Source organism: Streptomyces sp. NPDC090032, from assembly GCF_044748025.1.
Taxonomy (GTDB): domain Bacteria; phylum Actinomycetota; class Actinomycetes; order Streptomycetales; family Streptomycetaceae; genus Streptomyces.
Window position 1 is genome coordinate 256,284 of record NZ_JBIVFF010000009.1, and the last position, 15,432, is coordinate 271,715.

The window sequence follows — 15,432 nt, forward strand, 5'->3', positions numbered from 1 at the left end:
TCCCGCCCCGTACATGTGCGCTCGCAGTTCCCCCGTATGCCAGAGAACTCCGCATCCGTCGCCACGTCTAGGGGGTGTTCCGAAGGGCGTGCGGCCGGCGCGCGCGGACCTGCGGCGCACGGCCGTACGGGGGTAATTGCGTTGCAAGCCGGGCGTCATCGGGCCGTAGCATGCGCGCCATGGCCAAGACACCCGTGCTCACGCCCCAGGCGGAGGACTTTCCGCGCTGGTACCAGGACATCGTCAACAAGGCCGAACTGGCCGACAACGGTCCAGTGCGCGGCACGATGGTCATCCGACCGTACGGCTACGGCCTGTGGGAACGGATGCAGCAGGACATGGACGCCCGGATCAAGGAGACGGGCACCCAGAACGCGTACTTCCCGCTCCTGATCCCGCAGTCCTACCTCCACAAGGAGGCCGAGCACGTCGAGGGGTTCGCGCCCGAACTCGCCGTGGTCACGCACGGCGGCGGCAAGGAGCTGGAGGAGCCCGCCGTCGTCCGCCCCACCTCCGAGATGATCGTCAACGAGTACTTCGCGAAGTGGGTGCAGAGCTACCGCGACCTGCCCCTGCTCATCAACCAGTGGGCGAACGTGGTGCGCTGGGAGCTGCGGCCCCGCCTCTTCCTGCGGACCACGGAGTTCCTCTGGCAGGAGGGCCACACCGCACACGCCACGTACGAGGAGGCCCGCGACTTCGCGGCCCGCATCCACCGGCACGTGTACGCGGACTTCATGCGGGACGTCCTCGCGATGGACGTCGTCCTCGGCCGCAAGACCGCCCAGGAGCGCTTCGCCGGCGCCATCAACACCCTCACGCTCGAAGGCATGATGGGCGACGGCAAGGCCCTCCAGATGGGCACCAGCCACGAACTCGGCCAGAACTTCGCCAGGGCCTTCCACACCCAGTACCTGTCCAGGGAAGGCAAGCAGGAGCTGGTCTGGCAGACCTCCTGGGGCTCGACCACCCGCATGATCGGCGCCCTCGTGATGATGCACGGCGACGACAACGGCCTGCGGATCCCGCCCCGGCTCGCCCCCACCCAGGTCGTGGTGCTCGCCATCAAGGGGGACGACGCGGTTCTGGCCAAGGTCCACGAGATCGGCGACGCCCTCAGGGCGGCCGGCATCCGGGTCCACGTCGACGACCGTACGGACACCCCGTTCGGCCGCCGAGCCGTCGACTGGGAACTCAAGGGCGTGCCCGTACGCGTCGAGATCGGCCCGCGCGACCTGGAGAACGGCACGGCGATGCTGGCCAGGCGCATCCCGGGCGGCAAGGAGCCGGTCGCCGTCGAGGCGCTCGCCGCGCTGCTGCCCACTGTCCTGGAGGAGGACCAGGCCCTGCTCCTGAAGCAGGCCCGCGAGCGTCGCGAGTCCCGTACGACGGATGTGACGACGGTCGACGAGGCCGTCGAGGCCGCCACGTCGGGCGGCTGGGCCCGCATCCCGTGGGCCACCCTCGGCGCGGCGGGCGAGGCCGAACTGGCCGAGCACTCCGTCTCCGTACGGTGTCTGGTCACCGAGGACGGGGCGGTGCCGGACGCGGACGACGCTCCGGGTAACGTCGCCGTGGTGGCACGCGCGTACTGAGGGCGTACGTACGCCTACGCACCACCTTGGTGTGAGCTGTGCGGCTTCTCCGCAGATCAGCGCACCCGCCCTCGTCCGGACGCATCAGCGGCAACTGACTGGTACGTGCAAATTATTTGGGATGCCCCGGAATCGGAACACAGAGGCATCCCGGCTCGTTGTCACGACGTGAGCACGACACCACCTGTTCTCGCCGCAGAGCTGGCACAGGCGTGGGCCGATATTCAGCGGCACCACCCCGAGCTGCCAGATCTAGCCGCGCCCGAATCCCTGATCGGGGAGTCGTCGTCCGCCTGCGGACACGAGCTCTCCTTCGAGCGACTCCTCCATGAGGCAGTCCATGGCATCGCCGCCGCCCGCGGAGTACGCGACACTTCCCGCGCCGGCCGGTACCACAACCGCAGATTCCTCGCCATCGCCGAAGAGCTGGGCCTCGACCACCCCGAGGAGCCGCACCCCAGCAGTGGCTTCTCGCTGGTGACGCTCAACCCCGAGGCGAAGCAGCGTTACCGGCCGACGATCGAGCGGCTCAAGAGCGCCCTCAAGGCGCACACCGTGGCCACGGCCGCGGACACCAAGCGCAGCTTCCGCGGCCCTGCCGCGCGGCACGGCTCCTCCGGGGGCGGCGTCCGCGTCAAGGCGGTCTGCGACTGCGGGCGCAATGTGCGCGTGGTGCCCTCGGTCCTCGCCCAGGCCCCGATCGTCTGCGGCGGCTGCGGCAAGCCGTTCCGCATCCCGGAGGCTGTCGGCGCGGGCGTCGGGTGATCTCCGGCTGATCTCCCGTGAGGGTGCGCGACCTGCTGCGGGGCGCCCGTTCCCTGCTCTTTCGGAGCTTGGGGGAGGATTCGGCCGCCCCGCCGGCGTATGGCACAATGGCTAGCTGTACTCGACAGCCGCATAGGAACCCTCTCGCCTCCGGCTGACGCGTCCATCGGGCACTCCGAGTACCGCAACCCCACGTGGCATCCCGTTGTGCCCAACCACGTCAAGACCAGGAGACACCACTCCAGTGGCAGTCAAGATCAAGCTGAAGCGTCTGGGCAAGATCCGTTCGCCTCACTACCGCATCGTCGTCGCCGACTCCCGTACCCGCCGTGACGGCCGGGCCATCGAGGAGATCGGCCTGTACCACCCGGTGCAGAACCCCTCGCGCATCGAGGTCAACTCGGAGCGTGCCCAGTACTGGCTGTCCGTCGGCGCCCAGCCGACCGAGCCGGTCATGGCCATCCTGAAGCTCACCGGTGACTGGCAGAAGCACAAGGGCCTGCCGGCCCCCGCGCCGCTGCTCGTCGCGGAGCCCAAGGACAAGCGCGCCGCGTTCGAGGCCTTCACCAAGGGTCTCGAGGGCGACGACGCCAAGGGCGAGGCCATCACCCCGAAGGCCAAGAAGGCTGACAAGAAGGCGGACGAGGCCCCGGCGGCTGAGTCCACCGAGTCCACCGAGGCCTGAGCATGCTCGAGGAGGCTCTTGAGCACCTCGTGAAGGGCATCGTCGACAACCCCGACGATGTGCAGGTCGCCTCGCGCAACCTGCGCCGTGGGCGCGTTCTCGAGGTTCGGGTTCACCCCGACGACCTCGGCAAGGTGATCGGCCGTAACGGCCGCACCGCGCGCGCCCTGCGTACCGTCGTGGGCGCCATCGGCGGCCGCGGTGTCCGCGTCGACCTCGTCGACGTGGACCAGGTTCGCTGAACCGGACCAACGGTTCGGCGATAAATGAAGCACCGGCTCGGGCCGGGGAGGGCCTCAGGGCCGTCCCCGGCCCGTGGCCGTATGACAGGAGAGTTGTTGACGTGCAGCTGGTAGTCGCGCGCATCGGCCGCGCCCACGGCATCAAGGGCGAGGTCACCGTCGAGGTACGCACCGACGAGCCCGAGCTGCGGCTCGGCCCCGGTGCCGTGCTCGCCACCGACCCCGCCTCCACGGGGCCGCTGACGATCGAGACCGGCCGCGTGCACAGCGGCCGCCTCCTGCTGCGTTTCGAGGGCGTACGCGACCGTACGGCCGCCGAGGCGCTGCGCAACACGCTCCTGATCGCCGAGGTCGACCCGGAGGAGCTGCCGGAGGACGAGGACGAGTTCTACGACCACCAGCTGATGGACCTGGACGTGGTCACCAAGGACGGCGTCGAGGTCGGCCGGATCACCGAGATCTCGCACCTGCCCTCGCAGGACCTGTTCATCGTGGAGCGCCCCGACGGCAGCGAGGTGATGATCCCCTTCGTCGAGGAGATCGTCACCGAGATCGACCTCGAGGAGCAGCGGGCGATCATCGACCCGCCGCCCGGTCTCATCGACGACCGCGCCGAGATCGTCTCCAGCCGGGACGACGGCGAGGACTCCGGCACGGGCTCCGGCGAGGCCGCAGGCAAGGGCTCCGAGGCGGGCGGCGCCTGATGCGGCTCGACGTCGTCACGATCTTCCCCGAGTACCTCGATCCGCTGAACGTCTCGCTCGTCGGCAAGGCCCGCGCGCGCGGGCAGCTCGACGTACGGGTGCACGACCTGAGGGAGTGGACGTACGACCGGCACAACACGGTCGACGACACCCCCTACGGCGGCGGCCCCGGCATGGTCATGAAGACCGGCCCCTGGGGCGACGCCCTCGACGACGTGCTCGCCGACGGCTACGAGACCGGGTCCCACGGCCCCGCCCTCGTCGTCCCCACGCCCAGCGGGCGCCCCTTCACCCAGGAGCTCGCCGTCGAGCTCTCCGAGCGCCCCTGGCTGGTCTTCACGCCCGCGCGCTACGAGGGCATCGACCGCCGCGTCATCGACGAGTACGCGACCCGGATGCCGGTCTACGAGGTCTCCATCGGGGACTACGTGCTGGCCGGCGGAGAGGCCGCCGTACTTGTCGTCACCGAGGCCGTCGCGCGGCTGCTGCCCGGAGTCCTCGGCAACGCCGAGTCCCACCGGGACGACTCCTTCGCGCCCGGCGCCATGGCCAACCTCCTCGAAGGGCCCGTCTACACCAAGCCCCCCGAGTGGCGCGGACAGGGCATCCCGGACGTGCTGCTCAGTGGCCACCACGGCAAGATCGCGCGCTGGCGCAGGGACGAGGCGCTGCGGCGCACCACCCGCAACAGGCCCGATCTCGTGGAGCGTTGCGACCCCTCGGCCTTCGACAAGAAGGACCGCGAGATGCTCTCCATCCTGGGGTGGCGGCCGGGCCCCGACGGCCGATTTGGGCGAGACCCCGAAGCCGTGGAAGAATAGGCCGCTGCTGTACGTCCAGCGTGCGCCCCTGCCACAGGGGGAACGACGCCCGCCCGACGCGATCAGCTACCGAATCCTCATTTCGAACACTCCCGCCGATGACCTGTGGCATCGGTGAAGAAAGCAGACGATCATGTCTCACCTGCTCGACTCCGTCGACAGCGCGTCGCTGCGCAGCGACATCCCGGCCTTCCGCCCGGGTGACACCGTCAACGTCCACGTCCGCGTCATCGAGGGCAACCGCTCCCGTGTGCAGCAGTTCAAGGGCGTAGTCATCCGCCGCCAGGGCGCCGGTGTCCGCGAGACCTTCACGGTCCGCAAGGTCTCCTTCTCCGTCGGCGTCGAGCGCACGTTCCCGGTGCACACCCCGATCGTCGAGAAGATCGAGCTCGTCACCCGCGGTGACGTGCGTCGCGCGAAGCTCTACTACCTGCGCGACCTGCGCGGCAAGGCCGCGAAGATCAAGGAGAAGCGCGACAACTGAGCGCGCGCACGGGGTCATAGCGAGGCCGGATAGCATCTGGCCTCGATGGACACCGAAGCACAGACAACGGAACGCGATCGCGTCTCCCACCCCTCCGTACACGAGGGCGAGGAGGAGCGGTCGCGTTTCGCGTTTGTCCCGTGGGCCGCGTCCTGGCTTCCCGGTGGCCGCCTGACCCTGTCCGCGCTGTTCTGCCTCGTGTCGCTGCTCCTGCTGAGCATCTTCGTGATGCAGCCCTTCCAGATCCCCAGCGGTTCCATGGAGCCCGGATTGAGGGTCGGGGACCGCGTTCTCGTAAACAAGTTGGCGTACCGTTTCGGTGCCGAGCCGCAGCGGGGCGACGTCGTGGTCTTCGACGGGACCGGGTACTTCGGCGACGCCGACTACATCAAGCGGGTCGTGGGTGTGGGGGGAGACCATGTGGTCTGCTGCGACAGCAAGGGGAGGATCGGGGTGAACGGCGAACCGGTGGACGAGAGCGCGTTCCTGTACTCCGGCAACACCCCCTCGAAGGTTCCCTTCGACCTCGTCGTGCCCGACGGCACCCTCTTCCTGCTCGGAGACCACCGGGGCGACTCCCGGGACTCCCGCGACTACCTGGGCGCGCCCGGCGGCGGCATGGTCCCCGTGGGCGAAGTGATCGGCAGGGCCCAGTGGATCGCCTGGCCGACGGGCCACTGGGGCTCCCTGTCCCGTAACGACGTCTACGCGCGCGTGCCGGCACCCGGCGGTCCCCATGGGTAACCGCGGACGCTCCCACTCCCGCAGGGGCGGCGGCGACACCCGCCTGCCCACCGGGACGCGCCGCGCCGGCAGCCCGCCGCCGCCGGGCCGTGCCGAGCGGCGCAAGCTGGCGCGCAAGGTGAAGCGACGCCGACGGCGCTCCGCGATCAAGGAGATCCCGCTCCTCATAGGCGTGGCGCTGCTGATCGCGCTCGTCCTGAAGACGTTCCTCGTCCAGGCCTTCGTGATCCCGTCCGGCTCCATGGAGCAGACGATCAGGATCGGCGACCGGGTCCTGGTCGACAAGCTCACCCCGTGGTTCGGCGCGAAGCCGCACCGAGGCGACGTCGTCGTCTTCAAGGACCCCGGCAAGTGGCTGGAACAGGAACAAGGCGCGAAGAAGGACGCGCCGGTCGGCGTCAAGCAGGTGAAGGAAGGTCTCACCTGGATCGGCCTGTTGCCCTCCGACGACGAACGCGACCTCATCAAGAGGGTCGTCGCGGTCGGCGGAGACACCGTCAAGTGCTGCGACAAGCAAGGCCGGATGACGGTCAACGGGACGCCCCTGAACGAGCCGTACATCCACCCGGGAGACGTGCCGTCGAAGTTCGAATTCGAGGTCAAGGTGCCCAAGGGGCGCCTGTTCGTGATGGGCGACCACCGCTCGAACTCGGCCGACTCGCGCTTCCACCGCACCGAGGCGTTCAGCGGCACCGTCTCGGAGGAGTCGGTCGTCGGCCGCGCCCGCGTCATCGCCTGGCCGGTCGGTCACTGGACCACGCTTCCGGAGCCGGACACCTTCGCAACGGTGGCCGCCGCGCAGAGCAGTTCGGCCGCAGCCGCGCGACCGTCGCATAGGGTGGCCTCCGAGGATCTGAACGGAATGATCCCTCTCCCGAGCCCTGCGGAACTCCCGCTCGTTATGGGAGTGGTGGGCCTGCATCGCGTATGGGACGACAGGCGGCGGCACGGAGTGAGGAGTGGATGTGGGGGACTTGGCGGTCGGCGCACGGTCAGGGCAGGGGCCCGACGAGCAGCCCGGGCGATCCGACGACGGAGCGGCAGCGGCCGCGACGGGCGCCGTGAACCTCGAGAGTGACGCCGTGAACGGCGACGGGCACGGTGGTGGACGGGGCGACGACGGCTCTGGCGACGGCCCCGGTGACGGCGGCACGACAGGCGGCCGGGGGGCGAAGAAGCCCCGCTCCTTCTGGAAGGAGCTTCCGCTCCTCATCGTCATCGCGCTGGTCCTGGCGCTGGTGATCAAGACGTTCCTGGTGCAGGCGTTCTCGATTCCGTCTGCGTCGATGGAGAACACCCTGCAGATCGGCGACCGCGTGCTCGTCGACAAGCTGACGCCGTGGTTCGGCTCCGAGCCCGAGCGCGGCGAGGTCATCGTCTTCCACGACCCGGACGGCTGGCTGAAGGACGAGCCGACGGCCGAGCCGAATCCGGTGCAGCGCGTCCTCGGCTGGATCGGCCTCATGCCGTCCACGAACGAGAAGGACCTCATCAAGCGCGTCATCGGCGTCGGCGGCGACACCATCGAGTGCAACGGGACGGGACCGCTCAAGGTCAACGGCCTGGCGCTCGACGAGCCCTACGTCTACCCGGGGAACACCCCGTGCAGCGACGACAATGTGGGCGGCAAGTTCAAGGTCACCGTACCCATTGGCAAAGTTTGGGTCATGGGTGACCACCGTCAGGACTCCATGGACTCCCGGTACCACCAGCAGGACAGCAACCAGGGCTTCGTCCCCGTGGACAACGTCGTGGGCCGCGCGATCGTGGTCGCCTGGCCGCCCACCCGCTGGACGACGCTGCCGGTGCCGGACACCTTCGACCAGCCGGGCATCAGCGGCGCGCTGGGAGCGGCCCCGGGCGCGCTCGGGCTCGCGGGCGCCGCGCCGCTCGTACTGTGGCGCAGGCGTCGGCTTACCCAGGGGAACACCCGGGTTTCTGAGTCGAACACCGCCGGGTAGGGTGCCGTCCCAGATCGCCGATCTTCCGCGGCGAATCTCCGAGGCGGGGAGCAACTGGGATGAGCAGGACACGTCGTACGGACGAGGGCCATGGTCGGCTCGGCAGCACGCTGTCGGGGTTGGCCGTGGCCCTCGGCTGTGTGCTGTTCCTGGGCGGGTTCGTGTGGGGCGCCATCGTGTACCAGCCGTACACCGTGCCCACCGAGTCGATGACGCCGACGATCGGCGCGGGCGACCGGGTCCTCGCGCAGCGCATCGACGGCAGCGAAGTCAAGCGCGGCGACGTCGTCGTCTTCACGGAGTCGGCGTGGGGCGACATGCCCATGGTCAAGCGAGTCGTCGGCATCGGCGGTGACAAGATCGCCTGCTGCGAGGCCGGCAAGCTGACCGTCAACGGCAAGAAGATTGCCGAACCGTATCTCCCCAAGGGGCAGGGCCCCTCGGCCACAGGTATTCCCACCACCACGGTTCCCGAGGGCCGCCTCTTCCTGCTCGGCGACGAGCGCAGCGGCTCCCTCGACTCCAGCGTCCACATCGGCGACTCCAGCCACGGAACGGTGCCGCGCAGCGCCGTTGCGGCCCGAGTCGACGCCGTGGCCTGGCCGATGAACGGGATGCTCGCGCGGCCCACCGGCTTCGAGGCGCTGCCGGGCGGGCTCTCCCAGCCGGGTCCCCTGAAGCTGGTCCTGGCCGCCGTGGTCGCGGGCGCCGTGCTGGTGCTCGGCGGTGCCGCGTACGGGCCGATCGCCAAGCGCGCGAGCAAGGGGCGCGGCCGGTCGCGCGCGTCGGCGGGGGAGCGTGCCCTTGCGGGCTGAGCCGTCCGGTGCCGACCGGGAGCTGCGGAAGGTCGCACGGGTCGTGCTGCTCGACCCCGACGACCGCATTCTGCTGCTGCACGGGCACGAGCCGGGGGACACCGCCGACGACTGGTGGTTCACCCCGGGCGGCGGCCTGGAGGGCGACGAGACCCGTGAGGAGGCCGCGCTGCGCGAGCTCGCGGAGGAGACGGGCATCACGGATGTCGAGCTCGGCCCGGTCCTGTGGCGGCGCACCTGCTCCTTCCCGTTCGACGGTCGGCGCTGGGACCAGGACGAGTGGTACTTCCTGGGCCGTACGACCGCTGCGGTGGCCGGGTCGGAGATCGCCGGGGCAGGCCTGACCGAGCTGGAACGGCGCAGCGTCGCCGGAGCACGTTGGTGGACGTGCCGGGAACTGACCGAGGCACATGAGACGGTGTATCCGACCAGGCTCGCCGGGCTGCTGGAACGGCTGCTCGACGAGGGTCCCCCGAGCCACCCTGAAGTCCTCGACACGGAAATCGTCTAGAGGCCCACGGGGCTGACGCACAATAGGGGGACGCACGGCTGAAGGGGAACATGCCATGAGCGCCGAGGACCTCGAGAAGTACGAGACCGAGATGGAGCTGAAGCTCTACCGGGAGTACCGCGACGTCGTCGGTCTGTTCAAATACGTGATCGAGACCGAACGGCGCTTCTACCTCACCAACGACTACGAGATGCAGGTGCACTCGGTCCAGGGTGAGGTTTTCTTCGAGGTATCCATGGCGGATGCCTGGGTGTGGGACATGTACAGGCCCGCACGGTTCGTGAAGCAGGTCCGGGTGCTCACGTTCAAGGACGTGAATATCGAGGAGCTGAACAAGAGCGATCTGGAGTTGCCGGGAGGGTGAGCCGGGCTTCTGGGCGGGTGAGCCGGAGCCGCTCGGCGGGTGAGTTCGCTGGATTGGGTGGTCGGGTTGTCCACAACCTGTGAGTAGTTCACCAAGATCCACTCCTTCGGCGCCCATGCCTCAGCGTGGGCGTCGGAGGTGGTGCCGACATGAACGCGTCCAAGGCACGCAGCGCACTGGGAAAGTACGGCGAGGAGCTGGCCGCTCGGCGGCTGGCCGAGTCCGGAATGACGGTCATCGAGCGCAACTGGCGCGCGGGCCGGACCGGTGAGATCGACATCGTCGCCCGGGAGGGCGACGCGCTCGTCGTCTGCGAGGTGAAGACCCGCAGGGCGGGCGGCCGCGCCGGGTCCTTCGAGCACCCGATGGCGGCGGTCACGCCCGTCAAGGCCCAGCGGCTGCGCGACCTCGCGGAGCGCTGGGCGCAGGAACACGGGGGAGCGCCACCCGGCGGCGTACGCATCGATCTGATCGGGGTCCTGCTGCCGGAGCGCGGCGCTCCCGTCGTCGAGCACGCCCGGGGCGTGGCCTGATGGGGTTCGCGCGCACATGTTCCGTTGCCCTCGTCGGCGTCGAGGGGGTGGTCGTCGAGGTCCAGGCCGATCTGGAGCCCGGGGTCGCCGCCTTCACGCTGGTCGGGCTGCCCGACAAGAGCCTGTCGGAGAGCCGGGACCGGGTCAGGGCGGCAGTCGTCAACTCCGGCGGGGAGTGGCCCCAGAAGAAACTCACCGTGGGGCTCAGCCCGGCGTCCGTACCCAAGAGCGGCAGCGGATTCGACCTGGCCATCGCGAGCGCCGTGCTGGGCGCTGCCGAGCGCATCGACCCGCGGGTCCTCTCCGATGTCGTGATGATCGGCGAGCTGGGTCTCGACGGCCGGGTCCGCCCCGTTCGCGGGGTGCTCCCGGCCGTCCTCGCCGCCGCCGACGCGGGCTACGAGCAGGTCGTGGTCCCGGAGTGCTCGGCCGGCGAGGCCGCGCTCGTCCCGGGCATCTCCGTCCTCGGTGTACGGAGCCTGCGCCAGCTCATCGCCGTCCTCACGGACGAGCCGGTCCCGGACGAGCCGCCCGACGAGGCCGGACGCCCCGACTCGATGCTCGCGGGCCTGAGCATCCCGGGCCAGGGCCTCGGTGTGGGCCTCGCCGGGATGCCGCACGACGCGCACATCCTCGATCTGGCCGATGTCGTCGGCCAGCGCGCCGCACGCACGGCGATCGAGGTCGCCGCCGCCGGGGCCCACCACGTCCTTCTCCAGGGACCGCCCGGCGCCGGAAAGACCATGCTCGCCGAGAGGCTGCCGCTGGTCATGCCGCCGCTCACCCGTGAGGAAGCCCTCGAAGTGACGGCCATCCACTCGGTGGCGGGCATGCTGCCGCCGGGCAAGCCGCTGGTCGACGCCGCTCCCTACTGCGCGCCCCACCACTCGGCGACGATGCAGTCGCTCGTCGGCGGCGGACAGGGCATCCCGCGGCCGGGCGCCGTGTCGTTGTCCCACAGAGGAGTGCTCTTTCTGGACGAGGCGCCGGAATTCAGCGGCCAGGCACTCGACGCGCTGCGCCAGCCGCTGGAGTCGGGCCACGTGGTCATCGCCCGCAGCGCCGGGGTGGTGCGGCTGCCCGCCCGCTTCCTGATGGCCCTGGCCGCCAACCCGTGTCCGTGCGGCAACCACTCGCTCAGGGGCGCCGGCTGCGAGTGCCCGCCGGCGGCGGTCCGCCGCTACCAGGCCCGCCTCTCCGGGCCACTGCTCGACCGGGTCGACCTCAGAGTGGACGTGGAGCCCGTCACCCGCGCGGAGCTGACCGGGAGCGGCGCACAGGGTGAGACCACCGGCGTCGTCCGCGAGCGCGTGCGGGCCGCCCGGGAGCGTGCCGCAGCACGGCTGACGGACACGCCCTGGCGGACCAACAGCGAGGTGCCCGGACACGCGCTGCGCACCCGGTGGCCCGCGGCGCCGGGGGCCATGGACGAGGTCGAGACCGATCTGGAGCGCGGCTTCCTGACCGCCCGGGGCGTCGACCGCGTGCTCCGGGTGGCCTGGACCGTCGCCGACCTCTGCGGTCACGACCGGCCACGCGCGCAGGACGTGGCGCTCGCCCTTCAGCTGCGCACCGGGATCTCACGCGGTGTGGCCATGACCACCGGGGGGCCGGCATGAGCACGGCGGAGGTCTCCGACGGGATCCGGCTCGCCAGGGCGGCCCTCACCAGGATCGTCGAGCCCGGCGACGAGACGGTGGGGCGGTGGCTGCGGGAGTTCGGGGCGGCGGAGGTCGTGCGACGCATCGTCGAGGACGGGGAGCCGCTGCCCGGGGTGAGCGAGGGCCGCTGGGCAGGGCTGCGGGCCAGGGCGGCCGGCGTGCTGCCCGAGCGTGACCTGGAACGGGCGGCGGTTGTGGGCGCGCGGATCGTGTGTCCCGGGGACGCCGAGTGGCCGTGCCAGCTGGACGATCTCGGCGACGCGCGCCCCGTCGCCCTGTGGGTGCGGGGGCGGACGTCCCTGCGGATATGGGCGCTGCGGTCCGTCGGGGTCGTGGGGGCGCGGGCCTGCACGGACTACGGGGCGCGGGTGGCGGCGAGCCTCGGCGCGGGGCTCGCGGAGCGCGGCAGCGTCGTCGTGTCGGGCGGGGCGTACGGCGTGGACGCGGCTGCCCATCGCGGGACCCTCGGCGCGAGTGGTGCCACCGTTGCGGTCCTTGCCTGCGGGGTCGACCGGCCCTATCCGCGTGGTCACGTCCAGTTGATCGAGCGGATCGCGGAACAGGGGCTCGTCATCGCGGAGTTGCCACCCGGTGATCATCCGACGCGGAGCAGATTCATCCTCCGTAACCGCGTGATCGCCGCCCTCACCCGGGGGACCGTCGTGGTGGAGGCCGCCTACCGCAGTGGCGCCCTCGGTACGGCGCGTTGGGCGCAGCGTCTGGGCCGTCACACGATGGGGGTTCCCGGGCCGGTCACGAGCACTCGCTCCGCTGGGGTGCACGAACTGCTGCGCGGGGAAGCGGTTCTCGTCACCGACGCGGCGGAAGTCATGGAGCTGGTCGGGGACATGGGGGAGCTCGCGCCGGTGCGGCGCGGCCCCGTGTTGCCGCACGACCTTCTCGCGCCGGGTGCCGCGGCGGTCCTGGCGGTGCTGCCCGCCGGCAGGGCTGTAGGGGCGGGGGACATCGCCCGAGCAGCGGGTACCGGAGCCGACGAAGCGATCGGGAGGTTGTACGAACTGCGCTCACTGGGGTTCGTCGAACGACACAGCGATGGCTGGCAGTTGACACGCCAGGCGATGCAGCCTGTCTTGCCGGAAGGAGAGGATCGGTGACGGAGGGTGTTGCGCCGTCCGGATGACGGCCGAACCCCTTGGCGTTACGGGGCGTCGGCGTTTCCGCGCGGTCACGTACAGCGACGGATGCGACTCCGCAAGTCGCCCAACGGAACGTATCTGCGCACGTGCGATCCCATAGCCTTCGCGCACTGCGACACTCCAGTCACGCTACGCTCACCAGGATTCCGGCTCGTTCGGTTCAATCCGGAATCAGCCAGGCAATGACGAGCAACCACGATCAGATCGGCAACTGAGCATCAGACAGATAACTTGGGACCTTCCCCATCAGTCCGGCGCCAGGCGCACAAAACCCCAGTTCACGGCAGAACGGCACAAGGCGACGAATGCCCCAGCACACCTCCGGGTCTGACCGGGCTGCGGTTCCCCCCGCTGCCCGTGGCAGCGTGCGGCCTCCTGCTCCCTCGTCGCTCGAGGAGCTGTGGAGGTCATACAAGGCGACGGGCGACGGGCGATTGCGCGAGCAGCTCATCCTGCACTACTCGCCGCTGGTCAAGTACGTCGCGGGCCGCGTCAGCGTCGGGCTGCCGCCCAATGTCGAACAGGCCGACTTCGTGTCCTCGGGGGTCTTCGGGCTGATCGACGCGATCGAGAAGTTCGACATCGAGCGCGAGATCAAGTTCGAGACGTACGCGATCACCCGGATCCGGGGCGCCATGATCGACGAACTCCGGGCACTCGACTGGATTCCGCGCTCCGTACGACAGAAGGCGCGCAACGTCGAGCGGGCGTACGCCACACTCGAGGCGCAATTGCGGCGCACCCCGTCCGAGGCGGAAGTGGCCGCGGAGCTCGGTATCAAGGTCGAGGAACTGCACGCGGTCTTCAGCCAGTTGTCCCTCGCGAACGTGGTGGCTCTGGAGGAGCTGCTGCATGTCGGCGGCGAGAGCGGCGACCGGCTCAGCCTGATGGACACCCTTGAGGACCAGGCTGCGGACAACCCCGTCGAGGTCGCCGAGGACCGCGAACTGCGGCGGTACCTGGCACGCGCGATCAACACGCTGCCGGAGCGCGAGAAGACTGTGGTGACGCTCTACTACTACGAGGGACTCACCCTCGCGGAGATCGGCAACGTCCTCGGGGTGACCGAGAGCCGCGTCAGCCAGATCCACACGAAGTCCGTCCTCCAGCTCCGCGCGAAGCTGGCGAGCTTCCGGCGCTGACCCTGCGGAATCGTCCCTGCCGAGACGTGTGCGGGGCGGGACGACTCCCGCGGCGCGCGTCCCGTCCGTAAAGTGGTGACGTGCCAAGGATTCGAGCGGCCTCAGTGGCCGAGCACCGGTCGATGCAGCGCGGCGCCCTTCTGGACGCGGCGCGCTCCCTGCTGTCCGAGGGCGGGACGGAGGCGCTGACCTTCCCCGCGCTCGCCGAGCGCACCGGGCTCGCCCGGTCCTCCGTGTACGAGTACTTCCGGTCGCGGGCCGCGGTCGTCGAGGAGCTCTGTGAGGTCGACTTCCCTGTCTGGGCGGCCGAGGTCTCCACGGCGATGGAGCGAGCCGGTACGCCCGAGGCCAAGGTCGAGGCGTATGTGCGGGAGCAGCTCTCCCTGGTGGGCGACCGCCGGCACCGCGCCGTCGTCGCCATCTCGGCGAGCGAACTCGACTCGGGAGCCCGGGAGAAGATCCGCGCCGCGCACGGCGGGCTGGTCGCGATGATCGTCGAGGCACTCGCCGAAATGGGCCACGCGGAACCGCGACTCGCGGCGATGCTCCTTCAGGGGGTCGTGGACGCGGCGGTCCGACGGATCGAACTGGGCGCGGCGGAGGACCCCTCGGCCATCACCGAGGCGACGGTGAGCATGGCCCTACGGGGCGTCAGCGGCTGATCCGGGGCGAGCCAGGGCGGGGCCCGGCAACGGTGGGAAGAGCCATGGTGGGCCGCCCATCGACACCCCCGAACCAGCCGTCCCCGGTACCGGCAGCAGGCGCGACGGGCCGCGGTGCAGCAGTTGGGGTGGCAGTAGGGACAGCGGGTCGAGATAGGTGTCTCCCCGTAGCAGGCCCCAGTGCAGGCAGGGACTCGGGCCGCAGTGGGCTGTCGGGGGCTCCAGTGCGCCCAGTACCTCGCCAGGCCTGACCCGGTCGCCCTTCTTCACCGATGGGGTCACCGGTTCGTATGTGGTCCGGAGAGGGGGATCGCCCGTGCCTGACAGTTCCACCGCCACCACCCCTCTGCCCGCCACGCGGCCCGCGAAGGACACCCGGCCTCCCGCCGCCGCTCTGACCGGCGCGCCGACGGGGGCGGCCAGATCCACACCGCGGTGGCCGGGTCCGTACTCCGTCGCCGGCGGAGCCCAGCCCCGTACGATCGGGGGCCTCGTCCCCACCGGCCAGGCGCCGCCCACGGCGGGTACCGGCGGGGGCGGCACAAGGCCCGCCAGCGCCGCGGTCATCGTCAGCATCAACATCAGT

At 70.4% G+C, this 15,432-nt stretch carries 19 protein-coding genes; 18 read left to right on the forward strand and 1 reads right to left on the reverse strand.

Annotation, left to right across the window (positions count from 1 at the left end; genetic code table 11):
- The first annotated feature begins 179 nt into the window (after positions 1-179).
- The 18 genes from proS (at position 180) to ACIPWY_RS24005 (ending at position 14,846) form a co-directional block, all read left to right on the forward strand.
- Positions 180-1,595, forward strand: coding sequence for a proline--tRNA ligase (gene proS / locus ACIPWY_RS23920; protein WP_393705014.1), 1,416 nt, complete (start codon positions 180-182; stop codon positions 1,593-1,595).
- A 168-nt stretch (positions 1,596-1,763) separates the two neighbouring features.
- Complete coding sequence (locus ACIPWY_RS23925; RefSeq protein WP_266559563.1) at positions 1,764-2,360, forward strand: hypothetical protein; 597 nt, start codon at positions 1,764-1,766, stop codon at positions 2,358-2,360.
- A gap of 244 nt (positions 2,361-2,604) precedes the next feature.
- Positions 2,605-3,045, forward strand: coding sequence for a 30S ribosomal protein S16 (gene rpsP, locus ACIPWY_RS23930; RefSeq protein WP_127829943.1), 441 nt, complete (start codon positions 2,605-2,607; stop codon positions 3,043-3,045).
- A 2-nt stretch (positions 3,046-3,047) separates the two neighbouring features.
- Positions 3,048-3,287, forward strand: coding sequence for an RNA-binding protein (locus ACIPWY_RS23935; RefSeq protein WP_014176063.1), 240 nt, complete (start codon positions 3,048-3,050; stop codon positions 3,285-3,287).
- Positions 3,288-3,388: 101 nt separating this feature from the next.
- A complete protein-coding gene (rimM, locus tag ACIPWY_RS23940; protein WP_393705017.1) occupies positions 3,389-3,991 on the forward strand; it encodes a ribosome maturation factor RimM in 603 nt (200 codons plus the stop codon).
- Positions 3,991-4,812: a tRNA (guanosine(37)-N1)-methyltransferase TrmD gene (trmD, locus tag ACIPWY_RS23945; RefSeq protein WP_356289685.1), complete on the forward strand. Its 822-nt coding sequence runs from the start codon at positions 3,991-3,993 to the stop codon at positions 4,810-4,812. The genes rimM and trmD overlap by 1 nt, the downstream gene beginning before the upstream one ends.
- Before the next feature lie 133 nt (positions 4,813-4,945).
- Entirely contained in the window at positions 4,946-5,296 is a 351-nt protein-coding gene (rplS, locus tag ACIPWY_RS23950; protein WP_054235359.1) for a 50S ribosomal protein L19, read from the forward strand.
- 45 nt (positions 5,297-5,341) lie between these two features.
- Entirely contained in the window at positions 5,342-6,040 is a 699-nt protein-coding gene (gene lepB, locus ACIPWY_RS23955; RefSeq protein ID WP_393705020.1) for a signal peptidase I, read from the forward strand.
- A complete protein-coding gene (gene lepB, locus ACIPWY_RS23960) occupies positions 6,033-7,118 on the forward strand; it encodes a signal peptidase I (RefSeq protein ID WP_362904851.1) in 1,086 nt (361 codons plus the stop codon). Before lepB (ACIPWY_RS23955) ends, lepB (ACIPWY_RS23960) begins: the two co-directional genes overlap by 8 nt.
- Entirely contained in the window at positions 7,006-8,001 is a 996-nt protein-coding gene (gene lepB, locus ACIPWY_RS23965) for a signal peptidase I (RefSeq protein ID WP_362904853.1), read from the forward strand. Before lepB (ACIPWY_RS23960) ends, lepB (ACIPWY_RS23965) begins: the two co-directional genes overlap by 113 nt.
- Positions 8,002-8,060: 59 nt before the next feature.
- Positions 8,061-8,816, forward strand: coding sequence for a signal peptidase I (gene lepB / locus ACIPWY_RS23970; RefSeq protein WP_362904855.1), 756 nt, complete (start codon positions 8,061-8,063; stop codon positions 8,814-8,816).
- Positions 8,806-9,327, forward strand: a complete 522-nt coding sequence (locus ACIPWY_RS23975; RefSeq protein ID WP_393705023.1) for an NUDIX hydrolase — start codon at positions 8,806-8,808, stop codon at positions 9,325-9,327. The genes lepB (ACIPWY_RS23970) and ACIPWY_RS23975 overlap by 11 nt, the downstream gene beginning before the upstream one ends.
- 55 nt (positions 9,328-9,382) lie before the next feature.
- Entirely contained in the window at positions 9,383-9,691 is a 309-nt protein-coding gene (locus ACIPWY_RS23980) for a DUF2469 domain-containing protein (RefSeq protein ID WP_003965949.1), read from the forward strand.
- A gap of 149 nt (positions 9,692-9,840) precedes the next feature.
- Positions 9,841-10,224: a YraN family protein gene (locus ACIPWY_RS23985; protein ID WP_362904859.1), complete on the forward strand. Its 384-nt coding sequence runs from the start codon at positions 9,841-9,843 to the stop codon at positions 10,222-10,224.
- A complete protein-coding gene (locus ACIPWY_RS23990) occupies positions 10,224-11,843 on the forward strand; it encodes a YifB family Mg chelatase-like AAA ATPase (RefSeq protein WP_393705025.1) in 1,620 nt (539 codons plus the stop codon). The genes ACIPWY_RS23985 and ACIPWY_RS23990 overlap by 1 nt, the downstream gene beginning before the upstream one ends.
- The gene (gene dprA / locus ACIPWY_RS23995) at positions 11,840-13,000 is read left to right on the forward strand and encodes a DNA-processing protein DprA (RefSeq protein WP_393705027.1); all 1,161 of its coding nucleotides are present in this window, start codon (positions 11,840-11,842) and stop codon (positions 12,998-13,000) included. The genes ACIPWY_RS23990 and dprA overlap by 4 nt, the downstream gene beginning before the upstream one ends.
- A gap of 347 nt (positions 13,001-13,347) precedes the next feature.
- Entirely contained in the window at positions 13,348-14,184 is an 837-nt protein-coding gene (whiG, locus tag ACIPWY_RS24000; protein WP_362904865.1) for an RNA polymerase sigma factor WhiG, read from the forward strand.
- 104 nt (positions 14,185-14,288) lie between these two features.
- A complete protein-coding gene (locus ACIPWY_RS24005) occupies positions 14,289-14,846 on the forward strand; it encodes a helix-turn-helix domain-containing protein (protein WP_362904920.1) in 558 nt (185 codons plus the stop codon).
- Here ACIPWY_RS24005 and ACIPWY_RS24010 read toward each other — a convergent pair.
- Entirely contained in the window at positions 14,826-15,428 is a 603-nt protein-coding gene (locus ACIPWY_RS24010; protein WP_393705121.1) for a M23 family metallopeptidase, read from the reverse strand. The two genes, ACIPWY_RS24005 and ACIPWY_RS24010, sit on opposite strands and share 21 nt — an antisense overlap.
- Positions 15,429-15,432 lie beyond the last annotated feature (4 nt).

Bases quoted from the DNA above. Each gene is read 5' to 3' on its own strand.
- ACIPWY_RS23990 (WP_393705025.1), top strand. From the start codon at position 10,224: ATGGGGTTCGCGCGCACATGTTCCGTTGCCCTCGTCGGCGTCGAGGGG.
- lepB (WP_393705020.1), top strand. From the start codon at position 5,342: ATGGACACCGAAGCACAGACAACGGAACGCGATCGCGTCTCCCACCCC.
- ACIPWY_RS24010 (WP_393705121.1), bottom strand. From the start codon at position 15,428: ATGTTGATGCTGACGATGACCGCGGCGCTGGCGGGCCTTGTGCCGCCC.
- lepB (WP_362904855.1), top strand. From the start codon at position 8,061: ATGAGCAGGACACGTCGTACGGACGAGGGCCATGGTCGGCTCGGCAGC.
- trmD (WP_356289685.1), top strand. From the start codon at position 3,991: ATGCGGCTCGACGTCGTCACGATCTTCCCCGAGTACCTCGATCCGCTG.
- dprA (WP_393705027.1), top strand. From the start codon at position 11,840: ATGAGCACGGCGGAGGTCTCCGACGGGATCCGGCTCGCCAGGGCGGCC.
- proS (WP_393705014.1), top strand. From the start codon at position 180: ATGGCCAAGACACCCGTGCTCACGCCCCAGGCGGAGGACTTTCCGCGC.
- ACIPWY_RS23980 (WP_003965949.1), top strand. From the start codon at position 9,383: ATGAGCGCCGAGGACCTCGAGAAGTACGAGACCGAGATGGAGCTGAAG.
- ACIPWY_RS23935 (WP_014176063.1), top strand. From the start codon at position 3,048: ATGCTCGAGGAGGCTCTTGAGCACCTCGTGAAGGGCATCGTCGACAAC.
- lepB (WP_362904851.1), top strand. From the start codon at position 6,033: ATGGGTAACCGCGGACGCTCCCACTCCCGCAGGGGCGGCGGCGACACC.
- ACIPWY_RS23985 (WP_362904859.1), top strand. From the start codon at position 9,841: ATGAACGCGTCCAAGGCACGCAGCGCACTGGGAAAGTACGGCGAGGAG.
- whiG (WP_362904865.1), top strand. From the start codon at position 13,348: ATGCCCCAGCACACCTCCGGGTCTGACCGGGCTGCGGTTCCCCCCGCT.
- rplS (WP_054235359.1), top strand. From the start codon at position 4,946: ATGTCTCACCTGCTCGACTCCGTCGACAGCGCGTCGCTGCGCAGCGAC.